The 18006-nt window shown below is 49.0% G+C and carries 15 protein-coding genes; 1 reads left to right on the top strand and 14 read right to left on the bottom strand.

Going from position 1 to position 18006, the window contains the following annotated elements; genetic code table 11:
• The first annotated feature begins 65 nt into the window (after positions 1-65).
• Positions 66-1268, top strand: a complete 1203-nt coding sequence (locus KNO95_RS03310) for a MarR family transcriptional regulator (protein WP_214878278.1) — start codon at positions 66-68, stop codon at positions 1266-1268.
• 14 nt (positions 1269-1282) lie between these two features.
• Here KNO95_RS03310 and nhaC read toward each other — a convergent pair whose 3' ends face one another.
• The 14 genes from nhaC to KNO95_RS03240 all read right to left on the bottom strand — a co-directional run bounded on the left by nhaC (position 1283) and on the right by KNO95_RS03240 (position 17974).
• Complete coding sequence (gene nhaC / locus KNO95_RS03305; RefSeq protein WP_214702147.1) at positions 1283-2710, bottom strand: Na+/H+ antiporter NhaC; 1428 nt, start codon at positions 2708-2710, stop codon at positions 1283-1285.
• Positions 2711-2846: 136 nt separating this feature from the next.
• Positions 2847-3935, bottom strand: a complete 1089-nt coding sequence (locus tag KNO95_RS03300; protein WP_214878276.1) for an amidohydrolase — start codon at positions 3933-3935, stop codon at positions 2847-2849.
• Positions 3936-3951: 16 nt separating this feature from the next.
• Positions 3952-4296, bottom strand: coding sequence for a DoxX family protein (locus KNO95_RS03295; RefSeq protein ID WP_214702150.1), 345 nt, complete (start codon positions 4294-4296; stop codon positions 3952-3954).
• Positions 4297-4352: 56 nt separating this feature from the next.
• Entirely contained in the window at positions 4353-5618 is a 1266-nt protein-coding gene (locus KNO95_RS03290; protein WP_026826093.1) for a S1C family serine protease, read from the bottom strand.
• Between the two features lie 111 nt (positions 5619-5729).
• Positions 5730-6548, bottom strand: a complete 819-nt coding sequence (locus KNO95_RS03285) for a fumarylacetoacetate hydrolase family protein (RefSeq protein WP_214702152.1) — start codon at positions 6546-6548, stop codon at positions 5730-5732.
• Positions 6549-6602: 54 nt separating this feature from the next.
• Positions 6603-7058 carry an anaerobic ribonucleoside-triphosphate reductase activating protein gene (gene nrdG, locus KNO95_RS03280; RefSeq protein ID WP_214702154.1) on the bottom strand — a complete coding sequence of 152 codons (456 nt, stop codon included), beginning with the start codon at positions 7056-7058 and terminating at the stop codon, positions 6603-6605.
• A complete protein-coding gene (locus tag KNO95_RS03275; protein WP_214878274.1) occupies positions 7036-8886 on the bottom strand; it encodes an anaerobic ribonucleoside triphosphate reductase in 1851 nt (616 codons plus the stop codon). Before KNO95_RS03275 ends, nrdG begins: the two co-directional genes overlap by 23 nt.
• A gap of 191 nt (positions 8887-9077) precedes the next feature.
• Positions 9078-9908, bottom strand: coding sequence for a formate/nitrite transporter family protein (locus KNO95_RS03270; protein WP_034771482.1), 831 nt, complete (start codon positions 9906-9908; stop codon positions 9078-9080).
• A gap of 624 nt (positions 9909-10532) precedes the next feature.
• Positions 10533-11624, bottom strand: a complete 1092-nt coding sequence (tnpB, locus tag KNO95_RS03265) for an IS200/IS605 family element RNA-guided endonuclease TnpB (RefSeq protein ID WP_214702157.1) — start codon at positions 11622-11624, stop codon at positions 10533-10535.
• 5 nt (positions 11625-11629) lie between these two features.
• Positions 11630-12028, bottom strand: a complete 399-nt coding sequence (gene tnpA, locus KNO95_RS03260; protein ID WP_214702159.1) for an IS200/IS605 family transposase — start codon at positions 12026-12028, stop codon at positions 11630-11632.
• 300 nt (positions 12029-12328) lie between these two features.
• Positions 12329-12973, bottom strand: coding sequence for a 50S ribosomal protein L25/general stress protein Ctc (locus tag KNO95_RS03255; RefSeq protein WP_214702161.1), 645 nt, complete (start codon positions 12971-12973; stop codon positions 12329-12331).
• A 165-nt stretch (positions 12974-13138) separates the two neighbouring features.
• Positions 13139-14956 (bottom strand): DNA mismatch repair endonuclease MutL, encoded by a 1818-nt coding sequence (mutL, locus tag KNO95_RS03250; protein ID WP_214702162.1) that lies wholly within the window; start codon positions 14954-14956, stop codon positions 13139-13141.
• A gap of 4 nt (positions 14957-14960) precedes the next feature.
• A complete protein-coding gene (gene mutS / locus KNO95_RS03245; RefSeq protein ID WP_214878272.1) occupies positions 14961-17489 on the bottom strand; it encodes a DNA mismatch repair protein MutS in 2529 nt (842 codons plus the stop codon).
• A 53-nt stretch (positions 17490-17542) separates the two neighbouring features.
• On the bottom strand, positions 17543-17974 hold the full coding sequence (locus KNO95_RS03240) for a YlbF/YmcA family competence regulator (RefSeq protein ID WP_012726155.1): 432 nt from the start codon (positions 17972-17974) through the stop codon (positions 17543-17545).
• Positions 17975-18006 lie beyond the last annotated feature (32 nt).

Here is an 18006-nt window from a genome sequence, read left to right as displayed (position 1 = left end):
ACTTCAACTGCTCTTTCCTCTATATTGTCGTTATATAGTCGCTAAATTGCAAGGGGGATTTTTATATGTCCATCCATATCGCCGTCGTCGGCTCACCAGCGTTTATTCAACAGGTACGGAAAGGTTCCTCTTCCTTACCCGATGTCCGGATCGAAGGATTTCCTTATGATGACCCACGTGAAGCGAAAGACATCGCTACACAACTCCTATTTTTTGACGGAGTGTTCTTTTCCGGTTCATTCCCTTATACGTACGCGACAGAGGAGGCGACCCTTCCATACGCCCACCATGTCGTTCAAGATGATGTCGTGTTATTGACGTCACTCTTATACGTGACGTTGACTGAGCAGCTCCGGATCGAAAATCTCTCCATCGATCTCGTCGACACGTCACGACTTGAATCGATTTTAACATCATTTCCAAGTCACATGTCGCCATCGCAAGTGAAAGAGCTCAGTCCGTATATGAATTTCGAAGAGTTGATTGCGTTTCATGAACAGCTTCAACAAAACGGGACGACACGATTCGCCTTGACGAGTGTCGAGCGAGTCCATCGTCACTTAGTGGAAAATGGTTTTGCTAGTCAACTCATGATTGAGCCAAAAGAAAGGATTCTCCACCACTTCCATAATTTTATTCAACAGATTCGTTTGAACAAATCAGATCAGTCACAATTTGCTGTGCTCTGCTACTCGGATGCAAGTAAAGATACGCTCAACCATGTGAGAAAACATCACTGTTTCGGTGGCAAATTGATGGGGACCGCCCAAGACAGTATCGTCCTTCTATCGAATAAAGGAAAGATTGAATCCGCCATTTCAAACGGTTTCATCTTGTCAGAGGACACTCCTGGTCATGTCGGCATCGGGTATGGATCCGATTATCAACGTGCCTTTGACCATGCCGAACTTGCCCTTCATAAGACAAGCGATGCCACTATTCGAATCGTCGATGATTCAAAACGAATGACGTTCACCGATCAACCCGCACCGATTCATTTCCGCGTCACGCAAACGCATGTCTATGACATGATGAAACAGACCGGTATGAGTCCGACTAATATCGAAAAGCTCATTCACTTTTCAACGGACCATCTCGAGTTTACAGCGAAAGAGTTGACCGACCATTTAAACGTGACACGTCGTACGACAGAACGACTCATCAAAAAATTGGTTGATGCAAAACTCGTTCATCGGATTGGCGAAGAGATGAGTTACAGTCAAGGTCGACCGCGCACTGTCTATAAATTTCAATTCCCGGTCGATTGACGACCGGGAATCTTTTATTGAGCCGCTTGTTCCGCGACGGGTTCTTCCTGTTGGATGACCGCCATGCGTTCAATCGTATATCCTGTGAAGGCATATACAATCGAAATGACCGGTACGATGAAGTTCAAGACGGCGTACGGTGCATATTCGAAAGCCCCGACTCCGAGTGTGCCGAGGATGAATACCCCACACGTGTTCCACGGGATAAACACGGATGTCAACGTCCCTCCATCCTCGAGGGCACGAGATAAGTTTTTCGACTGCAGTCCCATTTTTTCATACGCCCCGGCAAACATGCGTGACGGGACGACGATTGAGATGTACTGCTCGGAGCACGTCGCATTCGTCGCAATCCCCGCTAGAATCGTCGAAGCGATCAGCGAACCTGCTGTTTTTGCCAACTTAAGAATTTGATTCATGATTGATTGAAGCATTCCCGAATATTCTAAAATGCCCCCGAACGTCATCGCGACGATGGTCATCGAAACTGTATACATCATCGCATCAAGACCTCCTCGGCTGAAGAGGTTATCGACCAGCTCATTTCCGGTATCAATGACATAGCCACTTTGGAGTGCGCCTACGCTGTCTGCGAGCGTGCCCCCTTGGATGAACACTTGAGCCAAGAAACCGAGTGCAATCCCGACGACGAGTGCCGGAATCGCCGGCACCTTCTTTACAACGAGCAAAATGACAGCGAGTGGCACGACGAGTAACCATGGTGAGATGACAAAACTGTCCTCTAAAATCGTTAGTGTCTGTGTGATTTCGGACGAGTCTGTCGTCGAATCCGCAAATCGTCTACCGAGCCATGCGTAGACCCCTAGCGCAATGATGAGTCCTGGAATCGTCGTATATAACATGTGCCGGATATGTACGAATAAATTAGTATGAGTCAAGCCGGCCGCCAAGTTTGTCGTGTCTGACAATGGTGACATCTTGTCCCCAAAATATGCACCCGAGATGACAGCCCCCGCTACCATCGGCGCTGGTATCCCCATACTCAGCCCGATGCCCATCCCCGCTACTCCAATCGTCCCCATCGTCGACCATGAGCTCCCGATCGAAAGGGCGACGACCGCACAGATGAGGCAAATCGTTAACAAAAAGTATGCCGGCGAAATGATCTTCAGTCCGAAATAGATCATCGTTGCGACAATCCCTCCACCGATCCATGCTCCAATCGTCAACCCGACCAAAATGATGATGACGACTGCCGGCAAGGCGAGTCGAATCCCCTTATACATCATCTCTTCAATTTCTTTCCACTTGAACCCGTGACGCCAGGCGACGATCGAGGCGACTGCCGTCCCAACGATGAGCGGGATATGTGGTCCTTGACCGAGTTGGACGATCGAGATGAGCATGACGACAATCATCACACTGAGTGGCAACAGTGCCCATCCTAGTTTCATGTCTTTTTTGTTCCCCATTGTTTCCATCTAGTTTCCTCCCCTTATAGCGAAAATTCAGAATTGTCGTTATATTGTCGCTAATAACGTTATGATAGCGCTTACAATGGACTGATGCAATAAAAAAATGAGTGGACAGACATCTGTCTATCCCACTCATCCTGATTTATGTCGCTGCAATCCGGAGTGCATCCGCGAGCAGGAGTGCCCCGTCTTCCAAGGCGTCACGGTCAAACGTCATATGAGGATGATGAAGACCTGGACCTAAATCAGCCCCGATTCCAATCATCGTCGCATCCAGCGTCGGTTTCTCAACGGTATAAAAATGAAAATCATCACTACCTGACGTGACAATCCGTTCGACGAGAGCCGACTCACCGAAGCGTTTCTCAATCGCTCGCTTGACGATTTGGCTAGATTCTTCCCCGACAACAGCTCCCGGTGTGAAGTCTTGCCACTCCCATTCCAGTTTCACGTGATGGAGTTGACCGACGTGATGTAGCATGTCTTCGACACGATTGCGCAGTTCGTGCAATTCTTCATTTTGTTGAGCGCGGACATCAATCGAGAACGTCGCATTTCCTGGAATGATGTTCATGTTGTCACTCCCAGCATGGACTTTTGTCAACTTGACGGAATGTGGCTCAAAAGGCGACAAGTAAATGCTTTTTAACATGTGTTGAATCGTAAAGATGACATCGAGTGCGTTCTGCCCTTGATGTGGTCTCGCACCATGAGCATCATCTCCAAGCACTTCTCCCTTCAGGAAGAAGGCAGCCCCATGTTGAATCGCTGCCGCGTATTGTCCCCTTTTCAACTCTTCTTGTGGACGCAAATGGATTCCGAACAGTTGCGTCACGTCTTCTAACGCACCGCGTTCGATCATGGCGAGGGAACCGTTTCCTTGCTCTTCGGCAGGTTGGAAGATGAAACGGATTCGCTTTTGTAACGCTTCGTCTTTCAACTGTTCGAGCGCACCGAGTACCATGCTGATGTTCGCGTCGTGCCCACATGAATGGTTCGCTCGAAACGTACCGTCCACTTGTTGCCATAACGCGTCGATATCGGCTCGGACCGCAATCACCTCTTCTCCCGATCCAATCTCCGCAATCACCCCGGTCACGTCCTCAAACGTTCGATGGGGAATCGACCAGTCTGATAAGATGGATGCGATTGTTCGAGTCGTCTCGACTTCTTTCCAACTGATTTCTGGATGAGCATGGAAATGCTCAAACCACTTGAGTACGCTTGTCATATGTATCTCCACACCTTTATATTTTTTTGACACCTTTGATCAAAACCCATTGAAGCGGGAGTCGTCCCCATGTGATCCATTTCGGAATGACCTTCCCACCGATTTTAGAAGGTTTTACAGCCATGTTGATATTTGCCGGGAAGACGGCGATAAAAAATGCCGGCAACGTCCGTTTTACGAACGACGTCCCCTTGTTCAGTAAGAGCATCGCTCCGAATGTGACTTCAACGACTCCGCTCAGTTGCACCATCAGTCGACGGAACGGCCAAGACTTCGGAATAATCGACATGAACGCCTTCTCTCTGACAAAATGTAACATCCCTGCCCCGAAGAGTAGCACCCCATATAAGTTTCGTACCATATCTCATCCTCCTTTTGTATTAGCATAGCAAAAAAGGCGGGCTTATTGCCCACCTTTTACAATGCAGAACCGTTCGCATTTTGAATCTCGACTTGAACCGTCTCCGTTTTTCCGTCACGGACATATTCGATGTCGACCGTTCCGTCTGTATCTCGAATCAATTCACTACGGAGATCAATGAACGAGCTGACGTCTTTGTCATTGATTTTTACGATGACGTCACGTGCCTCAAGACCCGCTTTCGCAGCTGAACTATTTTGTTGCACTTCCACGATGATCGTTCCGGCAGTCACCGATTCAGGTAAATTGATTTGTTCCGTCAAGTAACCTGGAGGGAACTCTGACACGTCACGAAGCGATACGCCGAGCGAAGGATGATTCACTTCTCCCGTCTGTTCGATTTGATTGATGAGCGGAAGCGCGATGTCGACCGGGATTGAGAATCCGACTCCTTCGACTTCTGCCGTCGCAATCTTCATCGAGTTGATCCCGACGAGTTGTCCTTCTTCGTTGATTAACGCACCACCTGAGTTACCTGGGTTGATGGCCGCATCCGTTTGAATGACCTCGGCGTTGAAATCGGCCTGTCCGTTCTCATCCGTATCGACCGGTACGAGACGTGACGTCGAGGAGACGACACCGCGTGTCACGGAGTTTTCGAATTGTCCGAGCGGATTCCCGATGGCAATAACGGTTTGTCCCGGTTTCAACTCACTCGATTTACCGATTGAGATAACGGCCGGTACCTTATCAGCGTCAACTTTTAAGACGGCCAAGTCATACGTCGCGTCACTTCCCATGAGTGTCGCTTCCGCTGTCGTTCCGTCATTAAAGGTGACCGTCAGCTTGTCCGCTCCATTGACGACGTGGTGGTTCGTTGCGATATATGCCGAGTCGCCTTCTTTTTTATAGATGACGCCCGACCCGACTCCAGCCTCGACGGCTTCACTTGAGAATCCGGTTTGGGCGAAATTGTTCACGGTCACGACGGCAGGTTGGGCGGTCGCGACGGCATTCGTGACCGAAGAATCGGACACGTTTGATGACGTCTGGACCGGAGTCCCTTGCGAGGTCACGTTCGTGTCACTGACACTCGTTGCAGGTTGGTCGATAAACGGGTAAGCAATTGCGCCCGTCAGCAATGCCCCGATGACTCCGCCCACAAGTCCTGGGAACATGCGGCTGACGAATGACGGTTTTGTTTGTGTTCGTACCATTGTCTCTTCTCGGTTGGATGAACCGAGTTCTGTATCTAACCAATCTTTTTGTTGTTCTGATTCATGTAATTGATCGCGTTCATTTGATTGATCGTGACGATCCATAATGATTCATCTCCTCTGTGTTATCTTCTACCCTTACTATAACGAAGAGGAACACTCATTTATAAAATGATAAATGAATTACAAGATTCTTCACATTTTGCGTCATTTCATTCAGACAATCACATTTCTTAACGTACCGAGACCTTCAATCGCCACTTCGACGGTGTCTCCCGTTTGAAGATACGTCGGTGGCGTCATCCCATGCCCGACCCCTGCAGGCGTACCCGTCGCGATGATGTCACCCGCTTCGAGCGTCATGCCTTTCGACAATGTACGAATGAGCTCGTCAATCGGACGAATCATATCGGCTGTCGTCCCGTTTTGACGCGTCTCCCCGTTAACACTTGTTTTGATTTGGAGAGGGAACTGGAGCTCGTCAGGTGTCAAGATGAACGGTCCCATCGGACAAAACGTATCGAACGACTTACCACGGAAGAATTGGACATGTTCTTTTTGTACGTCCCGTGCCGTCACGTCATTTAAAATCGTATACCCGAAAATGTGTTCCTCGACCGCTTCGATGTCTCGTCCCGACTTTCCGATGATGACGGCGAGCTCACCCTCATAGTCTAGTTTATCCGTCAATTCCGGATGACGCTCAATGACAGCCTCCGGACCGACGACCGAGGTCGGCGCTTTCGTGAAGATGACGAGTTTCCCCGCTCCCGCTGTATCCATCTCTTTCACGTGTTCTTCGTAGTTCTTGCCGATACAAATCACGTTTTTTAGCGGACGGTATGGGGCGAGCAATTTCACCTCCGTCACTCGGTATGAGGGCGCCACGTCCAAATCGATATCCGGCTCGAATTCACGCGCGATGACTTCGAGTAAGTTTGTCGTATGTACTTGATTGCTGACATCGTAGACGAAATCACCCTCGACAATTCCCACTCCTTGTTCTTCCTGCATCTCAAAACTACACCATTTCATCAATACTCCCCCTTTTTCATCATTATACAAAAAATCGAGACATCTCTGCCTCGATTACACTTTATTCAAAAAGATGATCCGTTGATTACTCGATCCCCGAAAGCGGAGTCCCATGTCTCGTAGCGACTGCTCAAAGCGACCGTCAACGAGCACATCGGCGTAGTCTAACACGGTTTGAACCGCTTCGTCGTGCATCGCTTCCAACTGTTCAAGCGTATAACCGGTATACACCCACACATTTTTACCGAGCGACTTACATGCCATGACGAGTTCCGCTAACGCTGACGATTGAATAAACGGTTCACCCCCTGAGACAGTCACACCGTCCCAGCCGCTCACCTTGATGCGTTGAACGAGTTCCTCCACTTCGACTTCCTCACCACCGGCTGGATTCCAGGAAGACGGATTGTGACAACCTTTACAGCGATGGGGACAGCCTGCAGTAAAGATGACCGTCCGAATCCCCGGTCCATCGACCACAGACTCTTCAACGACGGATAGAATGCGCATCATGTTTCACCCTCGCTCGTTCTTCTTCTCGCTTTGCCGTATTCCAGCGATCCATCGTCCCGACTAAATAACCGGTGATCCGACGGATTCGTTCGATGTCTTCATCCTCGCCACAAGTCGGACAGGCCGCATCAATCAATCCCTCTAACCCGCAATTCCCGCAACGGTCGACCGGATGATTGATGGAACCATAGCCGATGTCATGCTGACGCATCAAGCGGACAATCGATTCTACCGCTTCCGCATTGTGGGCGAGAGAACCGTCGACCTCGACATATGAAATATGCCCAGCGTCACATAACGCGTGATACGGTGCCTCAATCCGAATTTTCTCACGGATGGATACAGACTGATAGACCGGCACATGGAACGAATTCGTATAGAAGGCACGATTGGTGACACCTTCAATCATCCCGAACTCTTCCTGGTCTCGCGTCACAAATTTACCTGACAGTCCTTCTGCCGGTGTCGCAAGCAACGAAAAATTTAAATCGTACGCTTCGGCTGCCACACGCATTCGATTGGCTAGATGGGTGACGATGTCGAGACCGATTCGTTCCGCCTCACGCGACTCGGCATGTGTACTACCTGTCAACACCTTCAGCGTTTCGGCGAGCCCGATGAAGCCGAGTGAGAGCGTTCCTTGTTTCAATACGTCTCGGACTTCATCTTGCATATGTAACTGCTCACTTCCACGCCAGACACCTTGTGTGTAGAGGAATCGGAATTCTTCAGCGCGACGCGTGCATTGATAGTCGAAACGTTCGACCAACTGTTCGATGCCGATGTCGATATATCGGTTGAGAATGCGGTAAAAGTCAGTGAGCGACTCCGAGACAAGCGCCATTTTCACTAAGTTGAGTGTGGAGAAGGAAAGATTGCCACGTCCGATTGACGTCTCCTCCCCGTGCCGGTTTCCCATGACCCGAGTGCGGCAGCCCATATACGCCACCTCTGATTCATGCGTCCCATCGTAGTATGACGCGTTGAACGGGGCATCGATGAAAGAAAAGTTCGGGAAAAGCCGTTTGCCCGTGACGCGACACGCTTCACGGAAAAGATCGACGTTCGGATCGTCCTCGTGGAAGTTGATGCCTTCTTTTACTTTAAAGATTTGAATGGGAAAAATCGGGGTCTCTCCATTCCCTAACCCACGTTCCGTGGCACGTAGCAACTCCCGAATGAGGATGCGTCCCCACTTTGAGGTGTCCGTCCCGTAATTGATTGAGACGAAGGGCACTTGCCCGCCACCTCGTGAATGCATCGAGTTCGCATTGTGGATGAACGCTTCACACGCCTGATACGTCGCAGAGATCGTTTCTTCTTCCGCGAGTTGCTCCAATTGCGCATCGTCCCAGTCAACAGGCAATGATTGGAGTCGGCTCAGTTGGCGCTCATATGTCTTCTCGACATACGGTGCCAAATCGACGTCAAACATCGGGAACGCCTGTCCCCCATGCTGCATATTTTGATTCGCTTGAAGGATGATGGACGCGAGTGCCATGGCGGAGCGAATGTCTTTTGGTGACCGAATCGTTCCATGCCCCGTATGGAATCCATCTTTTAATAATTGACCGAGTGGAATTTGACAACATGTCGTTGAGCCTGTGATGTAATAGTCGGCGTCGTGCACGTATAGATAGTTCTCACTTACGGCCTGTTTTGATCGCTCCGACATTAAATACGTCTGCGACAGTTCTTTAGACACTTCTGAAGAGAGTCGTGCTAATTTCCCGAGCGGGGACTTTCCGTCCACGTTCGCATTTTCCTGCACTAAGTCTTGGTCTGGTAAGACGCAGACGTCCTCATACAACTGCAATAATTTCAAAACCTATCACCTCACTATATATGGATCTTAAACATTTAAAATTGTTTTTAAAATCCTATATATAGATTATGACACGTGTTTTTCTCGATGGTCACGAGTCGATATTGTGACAGTTTACCTGTGCCTTTACGACAAAAAAGAACCTCGTCTTCGATAAGACAAGGCTCTACGTTATATGTGATAAACGTCATTTATTTAGCAGCTTTTACGACTTTTAATTCGACTTCTTCCTCGAGTTCTTGTGCCTCACGGAGACCTTTCGAGTTAAGCCATGTATAGATGGCTCCCATGAAGAGCGCTCCACCGATAATGTTACCGAACGTCGCAGGAATCAAGTTGTGAATCGCACCTGCCATGCTGATCGTCTCAGGGTGTGGGACGACGAGCGTCAAGGCGAACAAGACGAAGTTGGCAATGACGTGGTCGAATCCTGAAGCGAAGAAGACCGCGACAAGAAAGATCATCGAGAAGATTTGAGCGAACTCATTTTTCATTTGTTTCGGTAAGAAAATAGCGAGACAGACCATCCAGTTACAGAAGATGGCGCGGAAGAAAATTTCGACCGTCGTATGATGCATTTTTCCCTCGACGACAGCGAACAACCAGTTGTTCATGCCAAGTTCTTGGATGACGCCAGTCGGTGCTAGTAATAATGCGAAAAGGATGCCCCCGAGTGCGTTCCCAACGAAGCAGAGCAACCAGACGAGCATCGTATCACTGAGCGTCGTATAGCCGCGCAATGTGGACGTCGTAAAATACATCGTATTCCCTGTGAACAACTCGGCTCCCCCATAGATGATCATGACGAGCGCGATCCCGAACGAGAAGCCCCCGATGAGTGTCGTGAACGGAGATTCCGCTAAATACATACCGTTAACGACTTTCAACGTAAAGATTGAAGCAAAGCCGATGAAGATCCCGGCTAACATTGCCCGTAAAAAGTATTCCATTGGACGATAATGAATCATTTGCGAGGAAGCCTGTGCTTTTTTCCGTAATGATTCGAGTGCATGGATTTCCATTGATGCCATGTCACAAACCCTTCTTTCTGAATAGTTAAATAGGAAAGTATCAGTTCTAATATGTGAAATCATTAACAATATAAACTGTACAGTCTCTGTTGACAATCACTTCTAGAAGGAATTGACAGAGTGTTCACATCGTAATCGTTTACATATGGCGGATTTGTGACAAACAAAAATGTTAGTGCAATTTGGAATCTGAAAATCGGGTGATGAAAATACTAATAACAACAGAAAGGGTTTTGTTGGAAAGTGTTAAAAGCTAAATCTACATTCAATTTTAAGATGTTTTCTCTAAGCTTTATTATTGTAATGATCCTTTCTTTCATTCCTCAAATCGGGATTAAAGAAGAGGGGCCCTACACATACTATGGATTTCCAGCCCGCTGGTTAGGGAACTTAGGAGAGGGAGATTACAGCTTTGAACTATTTGGACTGTTGTTTAATTTAGCTCTTCTATATTTTTTATTAATTTTCTTCAAAAAAATGATTGGAGCATGTGAACTACTCGCCACTTATTTGCTTCGCAAATTGAAGTGGGAGCTTCTTGGGAAGACCGCACTTTTACTAGCCACGGTTGTTTACCAAGCTCGTCGGATGGTTCCCACCCTGAAGGAATTCGTTTTAGTTTGCCAACATCAACAGGTTGATGCTCGCATTAATGTCGCGGTCATGATGAGCGCCACACGTACACGTCCATTCGCGTACATCCACTGTTTTCTTCTCGCCTTTTTCGCCGCAGGAAGAGCAGATTTGCGTCGATGCGTACCATTGATCCGCCTTGATGAGCGTCCGTCCGTAGAACTTACACTTGTATTCTAGCTGTCGGACGAACTCATACCAACTGACGTCGGCGATCGATTTGGCGACCTTGTGGTTCTTCATCATGTTGTTCGATTTCAATGTCTCCACGACGATGACTTGGTTCTCGTCAACGATTCGTTTCGACAATTTATGAAGAAAGTCTTTGCGTTGGTTTGCGATTTTCTCGTGTCTCCTGGCGAGAATCAGCCTGGCCTTCTCTCGGTTCTTGCTCCCGATCTTCTTTCGTGACAAAGCGCGCTGCGCCTTCTTGACCTTCTCTTCCGACTTGCGAAGGAAGCGAGGATTGTCAATCTTGTTTGAAACCATCTCGTCATTTGTCATGATGGCGAAGTGTTCAAGGCCGAGATCGATACCGATTTTACTTTTGGCAGGAATCCAATTTTTCTCATCTTGATCGACGAGGATGGAGACGAAGAACTTGCCCGTCTTCGTCATCGAGACCGTCACGGACTTGATGATCCCCTCGAAAGGACGATGTTGGTTGAACTTCACGAAGCCGATCTTAGGGAGTTTCACCTTCCCGTCCTCGATCCGGACGCTACCGTTCTGATTGTTGGTCGTGTAGGAGGCGCGGTCACTGTGCTTCGATTTGAACTTCGGGAAACCGACAGACCTGTCCCGGAAGAAGTTGGCGTATGCCTTGTTCAGATCCATCTGGGCGTTGGCAAGGGACAGACTGTCGACCTCTTTCAAGAAAGGGAATTCGGGCTTGTACTTCGCCGGGGTCGGGAGCTTCTGTTTCGCGTCAGGGTTCAGCTTCGACTCTTCATGCAGCCGGATACGCTCTTCGAGCATCTTGTTGTACACGAAACGGACGCAACCGAACGTCTTTATGAAGTATTCTTGTTGTAGCTTTGTCGGATATAGTCGAAACTTGTACGCCTTCAGCAACGTGATCACTCCTTCCCTTGTTTTTCGATGTATTGCCTGATGACGTCGATCGTCACACCGCCGGTCGTCACGAGGCAGTAGCTTCGAGACCAGAACATTTCTTTCCACAGTCGTCTCTTGACGTGTGGAAAGTCTCGTTTGATCAGTCGGCTGCTGGCGCTCTTGTAGGCGTTCAGAAACTTCGACATCTCTGTGTTCGGGTGGGCTTTGAACAACACATGGACATGATCACCGTCATGATTCCATTCGGTCAGTGTGATATGGTATGACGCGCCGATCCGTTCGAACGTTCGTCTCGCGAACTCCGAGACGTCGTCGTCAATCACCTTGCGTCTATATTTGACTACCAAGACGAGGTGATAATTCAGAAGAAAGACTGAATGTTTATTTGTATCCATTTTCATTGATATATCAGTCCTTTTGATTGGTTACACTGATTATATCAAGCCAATACAATTTTGCCAAGACGGGCGATTCATCTCCCACCTACGCTGGGCTTCGCCCCCAGACGCTTAGAGGAAGGAGAATTCTCGCCTACTATTGTTAAAAGGAAATAATAAAAATGGTTTCGACACCTGAAAATCGGTTGCTCAAAAAATGTTCAGTAAACAGAGCTGCTTCATAAACAGAGGAGCATCGCCCCATCTCGGGACGATGCTCCTCTCAATTGAGTCGTGTCATTATTACAGACACAGACGTAACTTTTATTCTTTATCCTCAGTCGATTCTTCTGTTTCTTCAGAAGATCCTTCTGAAGCTTCCCCTTCAGTTGAAGCTTCTTCCGTCTCTTCTTCCTCAGAAGCAACCGGCTCATTCACTGATGCGATATGCATGTCTGACTCTGAGACAATCGTGTACGATTTGTCTTTCGGAAGGTCTGCTACCGTCACCGAATCACCGATTTCGAGGTCTGACACGTCAAGTTCGATGCGTTCAGGAATGTTGGCAGGTGTCGCTGCGACCGTCACTTTATAGAGTGACTGGGCGAGGTATCCGCCTTCTTTGACGCCTTTCGCGTCACCAACAAGGATGATATCCGCTTCGACTTCTGTCTCTTCATCCATCTTCACAGCCATGAACTCAACGTGTTGATAGAAGTTTGTGAACGGGTTCGTTTCCGATCCGTGCACGAGCGTGTTGATTTTGTTTCCATCGTAATGGAGTTCAATCAAGGCATTGTCACCATGGTCTCGAAGAATTTTACGAAGATCCATCTCGTCAAACACGATTGGCGTACTGTCTACTTTATAGCCGTAGACGACGCCTAACGCTTTTCCTTCGTTACGCAACTTCGTGCGTAGTGAGCGTGGGCGTAATTCTCGTTTTGATACTTGAAGTTTGTTCGTCATTTTCTTTTCCTCCTACATGGATATACATTTCATGTCGACATCTTGAGGGTGAGGCAGTGAAAAAGCCACCTCTCAACCTCGATGCGTTGCGTGACATGTGTATAGTTTTCCCATGTGGACTGTTGAATAAACGTTACAGCGTATTAAAAAGAAGTAACAAGACGATTACATGACGCGTTTAAACAACTTCTCGAGTTCATACGTACTCCACTTCACGAGAATCGGTCGACCGTGAGGACATGTGAAAGGAGACGTTGTTCGGCTTAAATCATCAATCAATTGTCGCATCATCTCCATATTAAGTGGATGATTCGCTTTGATCGATCGTTTACACGCCATGAGAATTGATGCTTCCTCACGATATTTCGCAATATCAATCGAACGCTGTTGAATCGCCATCTCTACTAAATCACGAATCGTACCTTCTAAGTCATGTTGCGGATACCATGTCGGAATCTCGCGCACGAGGAACGTGTTGCCGCCAAACGGTTCTAACGTGATGCCGGCATCCGCTAGGAGCGGGAGTACTTCTTCGATGGCGAGCGTCTCTTCTTGTGTGAATTCTAACGTCAACGGAATCAATAGGAGCTGATACTCTTTTTCCGGACGTCCTAACTGCTCATAGAACAACTCATACTTGATGCGTTCCTGGGCGGCATGTTGGTCCATCACGTACATCCCGTCTTCCGCTCCACAGATGATATAACTTGAATGCAGTTGTCCGATGACGTCTAACGCCGGTAAACGCTCCGACTGATGTACAGGCTTTTCGACCTGTTTTGGTTCAATCATCTCTGGCTCCGGTTCATGAACGAGCGGCGCCGGATTCCACTGGGAAGGAGACGTGAGCGTCTCCTTCCGTTCTCTCGGAATCGGATAGTTCCACTCGACCGGATCTGCCTGTTTAGGTTGCGGCTCCATCGAAAAGTCGAGTTTCGACTGTTCAGACGGTGTCTCTCGTTTTGGCTTTAATTCTTGTTTCACAGACGGAATGAGACGTTGCTCACGGAGCGTCAATTGAACGGTCTCTCTGATGAGCTGGCATAGTTCTTTTTCTTTTGACAACCGCACTTCACGTTTCGTCGGATGGACGTTCACGTCAATCAACATCGGGTCCATCTTCACCTCGAGCACGGCAATCGGATAGCGACCGATCGGTAAGAGCGTATGGTAGCCCTCAAGCACACTTTGTGTCAGGGCAAAGTTCTTGATGCTTCGCCCATTTAGAATGAGAGTCACGTATTGTTTGTTCGAACGGGTCACTTCTGGGCGCACGAGATGTGCGCTCAGCGTATAGTCATTCGTCTTACTCGATGCCGTCACGATTTGTGCGGCGACTTGACGACCATAGATGGCGAGCATGACTTGTTTCAAGTCGCCATTCCCGTTCGTTCGCAACAATTCTTTCTCTTCATGGAAGACCGTGAAGCGAATCTCTGGATGAGACAGTGCCAAACGGTTCAACGTATCGGTAATGCTCGCAAGCTCTGTTGCTGACGTCTTCAAATATTTCAGACGGGCCGGTGTGTTGAAGAAGAGCTGGCTGACCGTAATTTCAGTCCCGACGTTCGTCGCTGCCGGATTCGTCGCCTTGACGACACCACCTTCAAGCGTCATTTCAAAACCGTCCTCGTCCGCACGTTTTGACTTCAATGAGACTTGACTGACCGAAGCGATCGAGGCGAGCGCTTCCCCGCGGAAACCAAGCGTCCGAATACGGAACAAGTCGTGCTCGTCCCGGATCTTACTCGTCGCATGTCGCAAGAAGGCTCGCGCCGCATCTTCTTCATGGAATCCATGCCCGTTGTCACGGACTTTGATGAGACGGATCCCCGCTTCTTGTAAGTCGACGTCTACTTTCGTCGCTCCCGCATCAATCGCATTTTCGACTAATTCTTTCACGACGGAAGCCGGTCGTTCGACGACCTCCCCGGCTGCGATTCGGTTCGCGAGTTGTTCCGGTAACTCTCGAATGATTCCCATCGACTCACCCTTTCTTTGCGGTCTGTTGCAGTTCATAAAGTGCCTGCATCGCTTCGATTGGATTCATTGCCAATAAATCGAGTTTAAGCAGTTGTTCCCGTACGGCGTCATTCGACTCGAACAGCGACAACTGGCTGACTTCTTCCACTGGAGGTGGAGCGGGTTGCTCGTTCAAACTCGGTTTCGTTGCTTCGGATTCAAGTTCTGACAGGATCGTCCGGGCCCGGTCAATCAACGAACCTGGGAGTTCGGCCAATTCTGCCACGTGAATCCCATATGACTTGTCGGCACGTCCCGGATGTACTTCATGCAAGAACACGACACGCCCATCCCGCTCAATCGCCCGAACATGGACGTTCTCAAGCGTCGGAATCGAATCTTCGAGCACCGTCAATTCATGATAGTGCGTCGAGAAGAGTGTCTTCGCGCCGATTGGCGAGGCGATATATTCAACGATTGCCTGTGCGAGCGCCATTCCATCATACGTTGACGTCCCGCGACCAATCTCATCCAATAGAATCAGACTATTGCTCGTCGCTTCGGTGACGGCTTGTCGTGTCTCGGTCATCTCGACCATGAACGTCGACTGTCCGCTCACCAAATCGTCCGCCGCACCGATTCGTGTAAAGATTCGGTCAAAGAGCGGGAGTTCCGCCGCTTCTGCCGGGACGAATGAACCGATTTGATGCAGGATCGCAATCAGGGCAAACTGACGCATGTACGTCGATTTACCGGACATGTTCGGACCCGTGATAAGCAACATTTGACGTGTGTCGTCAAGCGTCAAGTCATTGGCGACATACTCGCCTCTCGGCAGGACCGTCTCAATGACAGGGTGACGTCCGCGTTCGATTTGTACATGCTTCGCTGTAACTGGGCGGACATACTCTCGTCTTTCGGCCACAACGGCAAGAGCGAGGAGCACATCCAACTCGCTGAGTGAACGGGCCAATTGCTGAAGGTCCTTCGTGTACGTCTTCACTTCTTCGCGAAGTGCGACAAACAAGTCATATTCAAGCGTACAGCTCTTCTCTTCCGCACCTAAGATGAGCGCTTCCTTCTCTTTCAGTTCTGGCGTGATGTAACGTTCCGCATTCGTCAACGTCTGTTTTCGCTCATAACGTCCTTCTTCAAGCAACTTCGCATTCGCCTTCGTCACTTCCAAGTAGTAACCGAATACACGGTTATACCCGACTTTCAACGACTTGATGCCGGTCGCGATGCGTTCCTGTTGTTCGAGATTGGCGATCCACGATTTCCCGTTCGCTTTTGCCTCTAACAGTTCATTGAGCTCTTCAGAGTAACCGTGACGAATCATCCCACCTTCTTTCGTCGAGATCGGTGGTGAGTCGACAAGGGCAGCCCGAAGCTGATCACTCAACGTCTCGAACGAGTCAAGATTCTGTTCGATTTGCTGTAAGCGATCGGCTTTCACCGTCTGTAAGAGTGACCGGACGGCTGGCATCCGTTCGAGCGTATCGCGTAGTTGGACGAGGTCGCGTGCATTCGCCGTCCCGTACCCTACTTTTGCGACAAGGCGTTCGATGTCGTAGACTCGCTTCAGCTCTTCTTGTAGTTGATCACGCAACATGAAGTCGTCCACTAAGTTTTCCACCGCGTCTTGGCGCTCTTTGATGCCTTGTTCGGTGTAAAGAGGCTGTTCGAGCCAGCGTTTTAACAGTCGTCCGCCCATCGCTGTCGTCGTCTCATCAAGGAGCGATAAGAGTGACCCTTTTCGTTCCCCGGAACGAGCAGATCGGAACAGTTCAAGATTTCGGGCCGTATTGGCGTCAAGTTGCATATGCTGTTCAACTTCATAGGCGACAGCTGGTTGCAAGTGGTCGAGCGACCGCTTCTGTGTTTTCGTGAGATAAGCGAACAACAACTCAAACGCCGAGCGCTGTGCCTCATCTTTCGCACCTTGTGCGAGCGGACTATCCTGCTTGTCCACTTGAATCGAGAGAGGGATCCCGGTCTGTCGTAACAAATCAGCGAGTCGTTCATCCTCGACGATGACCTCATTCGGGAGTAACCCTTCGATTTCCCGTAAGACGGCCTCTTCTGACGAAAGTGTCGTTAACCACGATTCACCGGTCGTCACGTCACCTCGAGCAATTCCAAAACGTCCCGCGATATTTGAAATGGCGACAAGATAACGGTTCTCTTTCTCGCTAAGTGACGCCATGTATGTACCTGGCGTAATCACTTGGATGACTTCCCGATTCACGAGCCCCTTCGTCGCTTTCGGGTCTTCCGTCTGTTCACAGATGGCGACGTTGAATCCTTTTTCAATCAGTTGTTCAATGTAGATTGCCGCCGAATGGTGTGGGACGCCACACATTGGAATTGGGTGTTCGGCCTGCTTCCCATTTTTAGAAGTGAGCGTGAGCTCTAACTCCTTTGCGACAATTTGCGCATCTTCAAAAAACAACTCGTAAAAGTCGCCGAGTCGATAGAATAAAAAGGCGTCCGGATAGTCTGCCTTGATGGAGAAATATTGTTTCATCATTGGTGTCTGATGGACTTCTTGCATGCTGATTCACCTCTAGAAAGTACAACAGCTGACCATCGGCCAGCTGTGTCGTTTTAGTATCCGCAACCGCCGCGTGCTTGTTCAGCCGCCATGCCGCTACCTGTCTTCCCTGCAAGGACGTCGCCGTCCGTCGATTCGATGATGCGATCCGTCACGGAGTTCGCGAGCGTGACCGTCACGTATTGAAGCAAGTCGTTCACTTCGACTTGTGTTTCTTGAAATGCTTGAACGACCGGAATCGAGTCGAGTTCTTCCATCGCTTTATCAATCTTTTGCTCGACTTTCGCAAGTGCTTCCGTCTTGCCGTAGTGCTTACAGTTGACCGCTTCTTTTTGTAAGAACTTAATTCGTTTAATCAACGTCTGTACGCGGTCGCTACCGTTCACTTTCGCTTCCGCTTCCTTGAAACGTGCCACTTCAGGTGTTTGTGCTAATACGTCTGCCAATTCTCTTGCTTTTGCAATTACTTGTTGATCGGTCACCATTGTAAACCCCTTTATGTCTATGATGTAATCGT

Origin of the sequence: Exiguobacterium sp. ERU653 (assembly GCF_018617775.1) — a bacterium.
GTDB classification, from domain to species: domain Bacteria; phylum Bacillota; class Bacilli; order Exiguobacteriales; family Exiguobacteriaceae; genus Exiguobacterium; species Exiguobacterium marinum.
The sequence above is the reverse complement of the archived record's forward strand: the minus strand, read 5'-3'. Positions and strand labels throughout refer to the sequence as shown.

What these genes read in the sequence shown, in the direction of transcription:
- KNO95_RS03310 (WP_214878278.1), top strand. Translation starts at nt 66, where the DNA reads ATGTCCATCCATATCGCCGTCGTCGGCTCACCAGCGTTTATTCAACAG.
- nhaC (WP_214702147.1), bottom strand. Translation starts at nt 2,710, where the DNA reads ATGGAAACAATGGGGAACAAAAAAGACATGAAACTAGGATGGGCACTG.
- KNO95_RS03300 (WP_214878276.1), bottom strand. Translation starts at nt 3,935, where the DNA reads ATGACAAGCGTACTCAAGTGGTTTGAGCATTTCCATGCTCATCCAGAA.
- KNO95_RS03295 (WP_214702150.1), bottom strand. Translation starts at nt 4,296, where the DNA reads ATGGTACGAAACTTATATGGGGTGCTACTCTTCGGGGCAGGGATGTTA.
- KNO95_RS03290 (WP_026826093.1), bottom strand. Translation starts at nt 5,618, where the DNA reads ATGGATCGTCACGATCAATCAAATGAACGCGATCAATTACATGAATCA.
- KNO95_RS03285 (WP_214702152.1), bottom strand. Translation starts at nt 6,548, where the DNA reads ATGAAATGGTGTAGTTTTGAGATGCAGGAAGAACAAGGAGTGGGAATT.
- nrdG (WP_214702154.1), bottom strand. Translation starts at nt 7,058, where the DNA reads ATGCGCATTCTATCCGTCGTTGAAGAGTCTGTGGTCGATGGACCGGGG.
- KNO95_RS03270 (WP_034771482.1), bottom strand. Translation starts at nt 9,908, where the DNA reads ATGGAAATCCATGCACTCGAATCATTACGGAAAAAAGCACAGGCTTCC.
- tnpA (WP_214702159.1), bottom strand. Translation starts at nt 12,028, where the DNA reads ATGAAAATGGATACAAATAAACATTCAGTCTTTCTTCTGAATTATCAC.
- KNO95_RS03255 (WP_214702161.1), bottom strand. Translation starts at nt 12,973, where the DNA reads ATGACGAACAAACTTCAAGTATCAAAACGAGAATTACGCCCACGCTCA.
- mutL (WP_214702162.1), bottom strand. Translation starts at nt 14,956, where the DNA reads ATGGGAATCATTCGAGAGTTACCGGAACAACTCGCGAACCGAATCGCA.
- mutS (WP_214878272.1), bottom strand. Translation starts at nt 17,489, where the DNA reads ATGCAAGAAGTCCATCAGACACCAATGATGAAACAATATTTCTCCATC.
- KNO95_RS03240 (WP_012726155.1), bottom strand. Translation starts at nt 17,974, where the DNA reads ATGGTGACCGATCAACAAGTAATTGCAAAAGCAAGAGAATTGGCAGAC.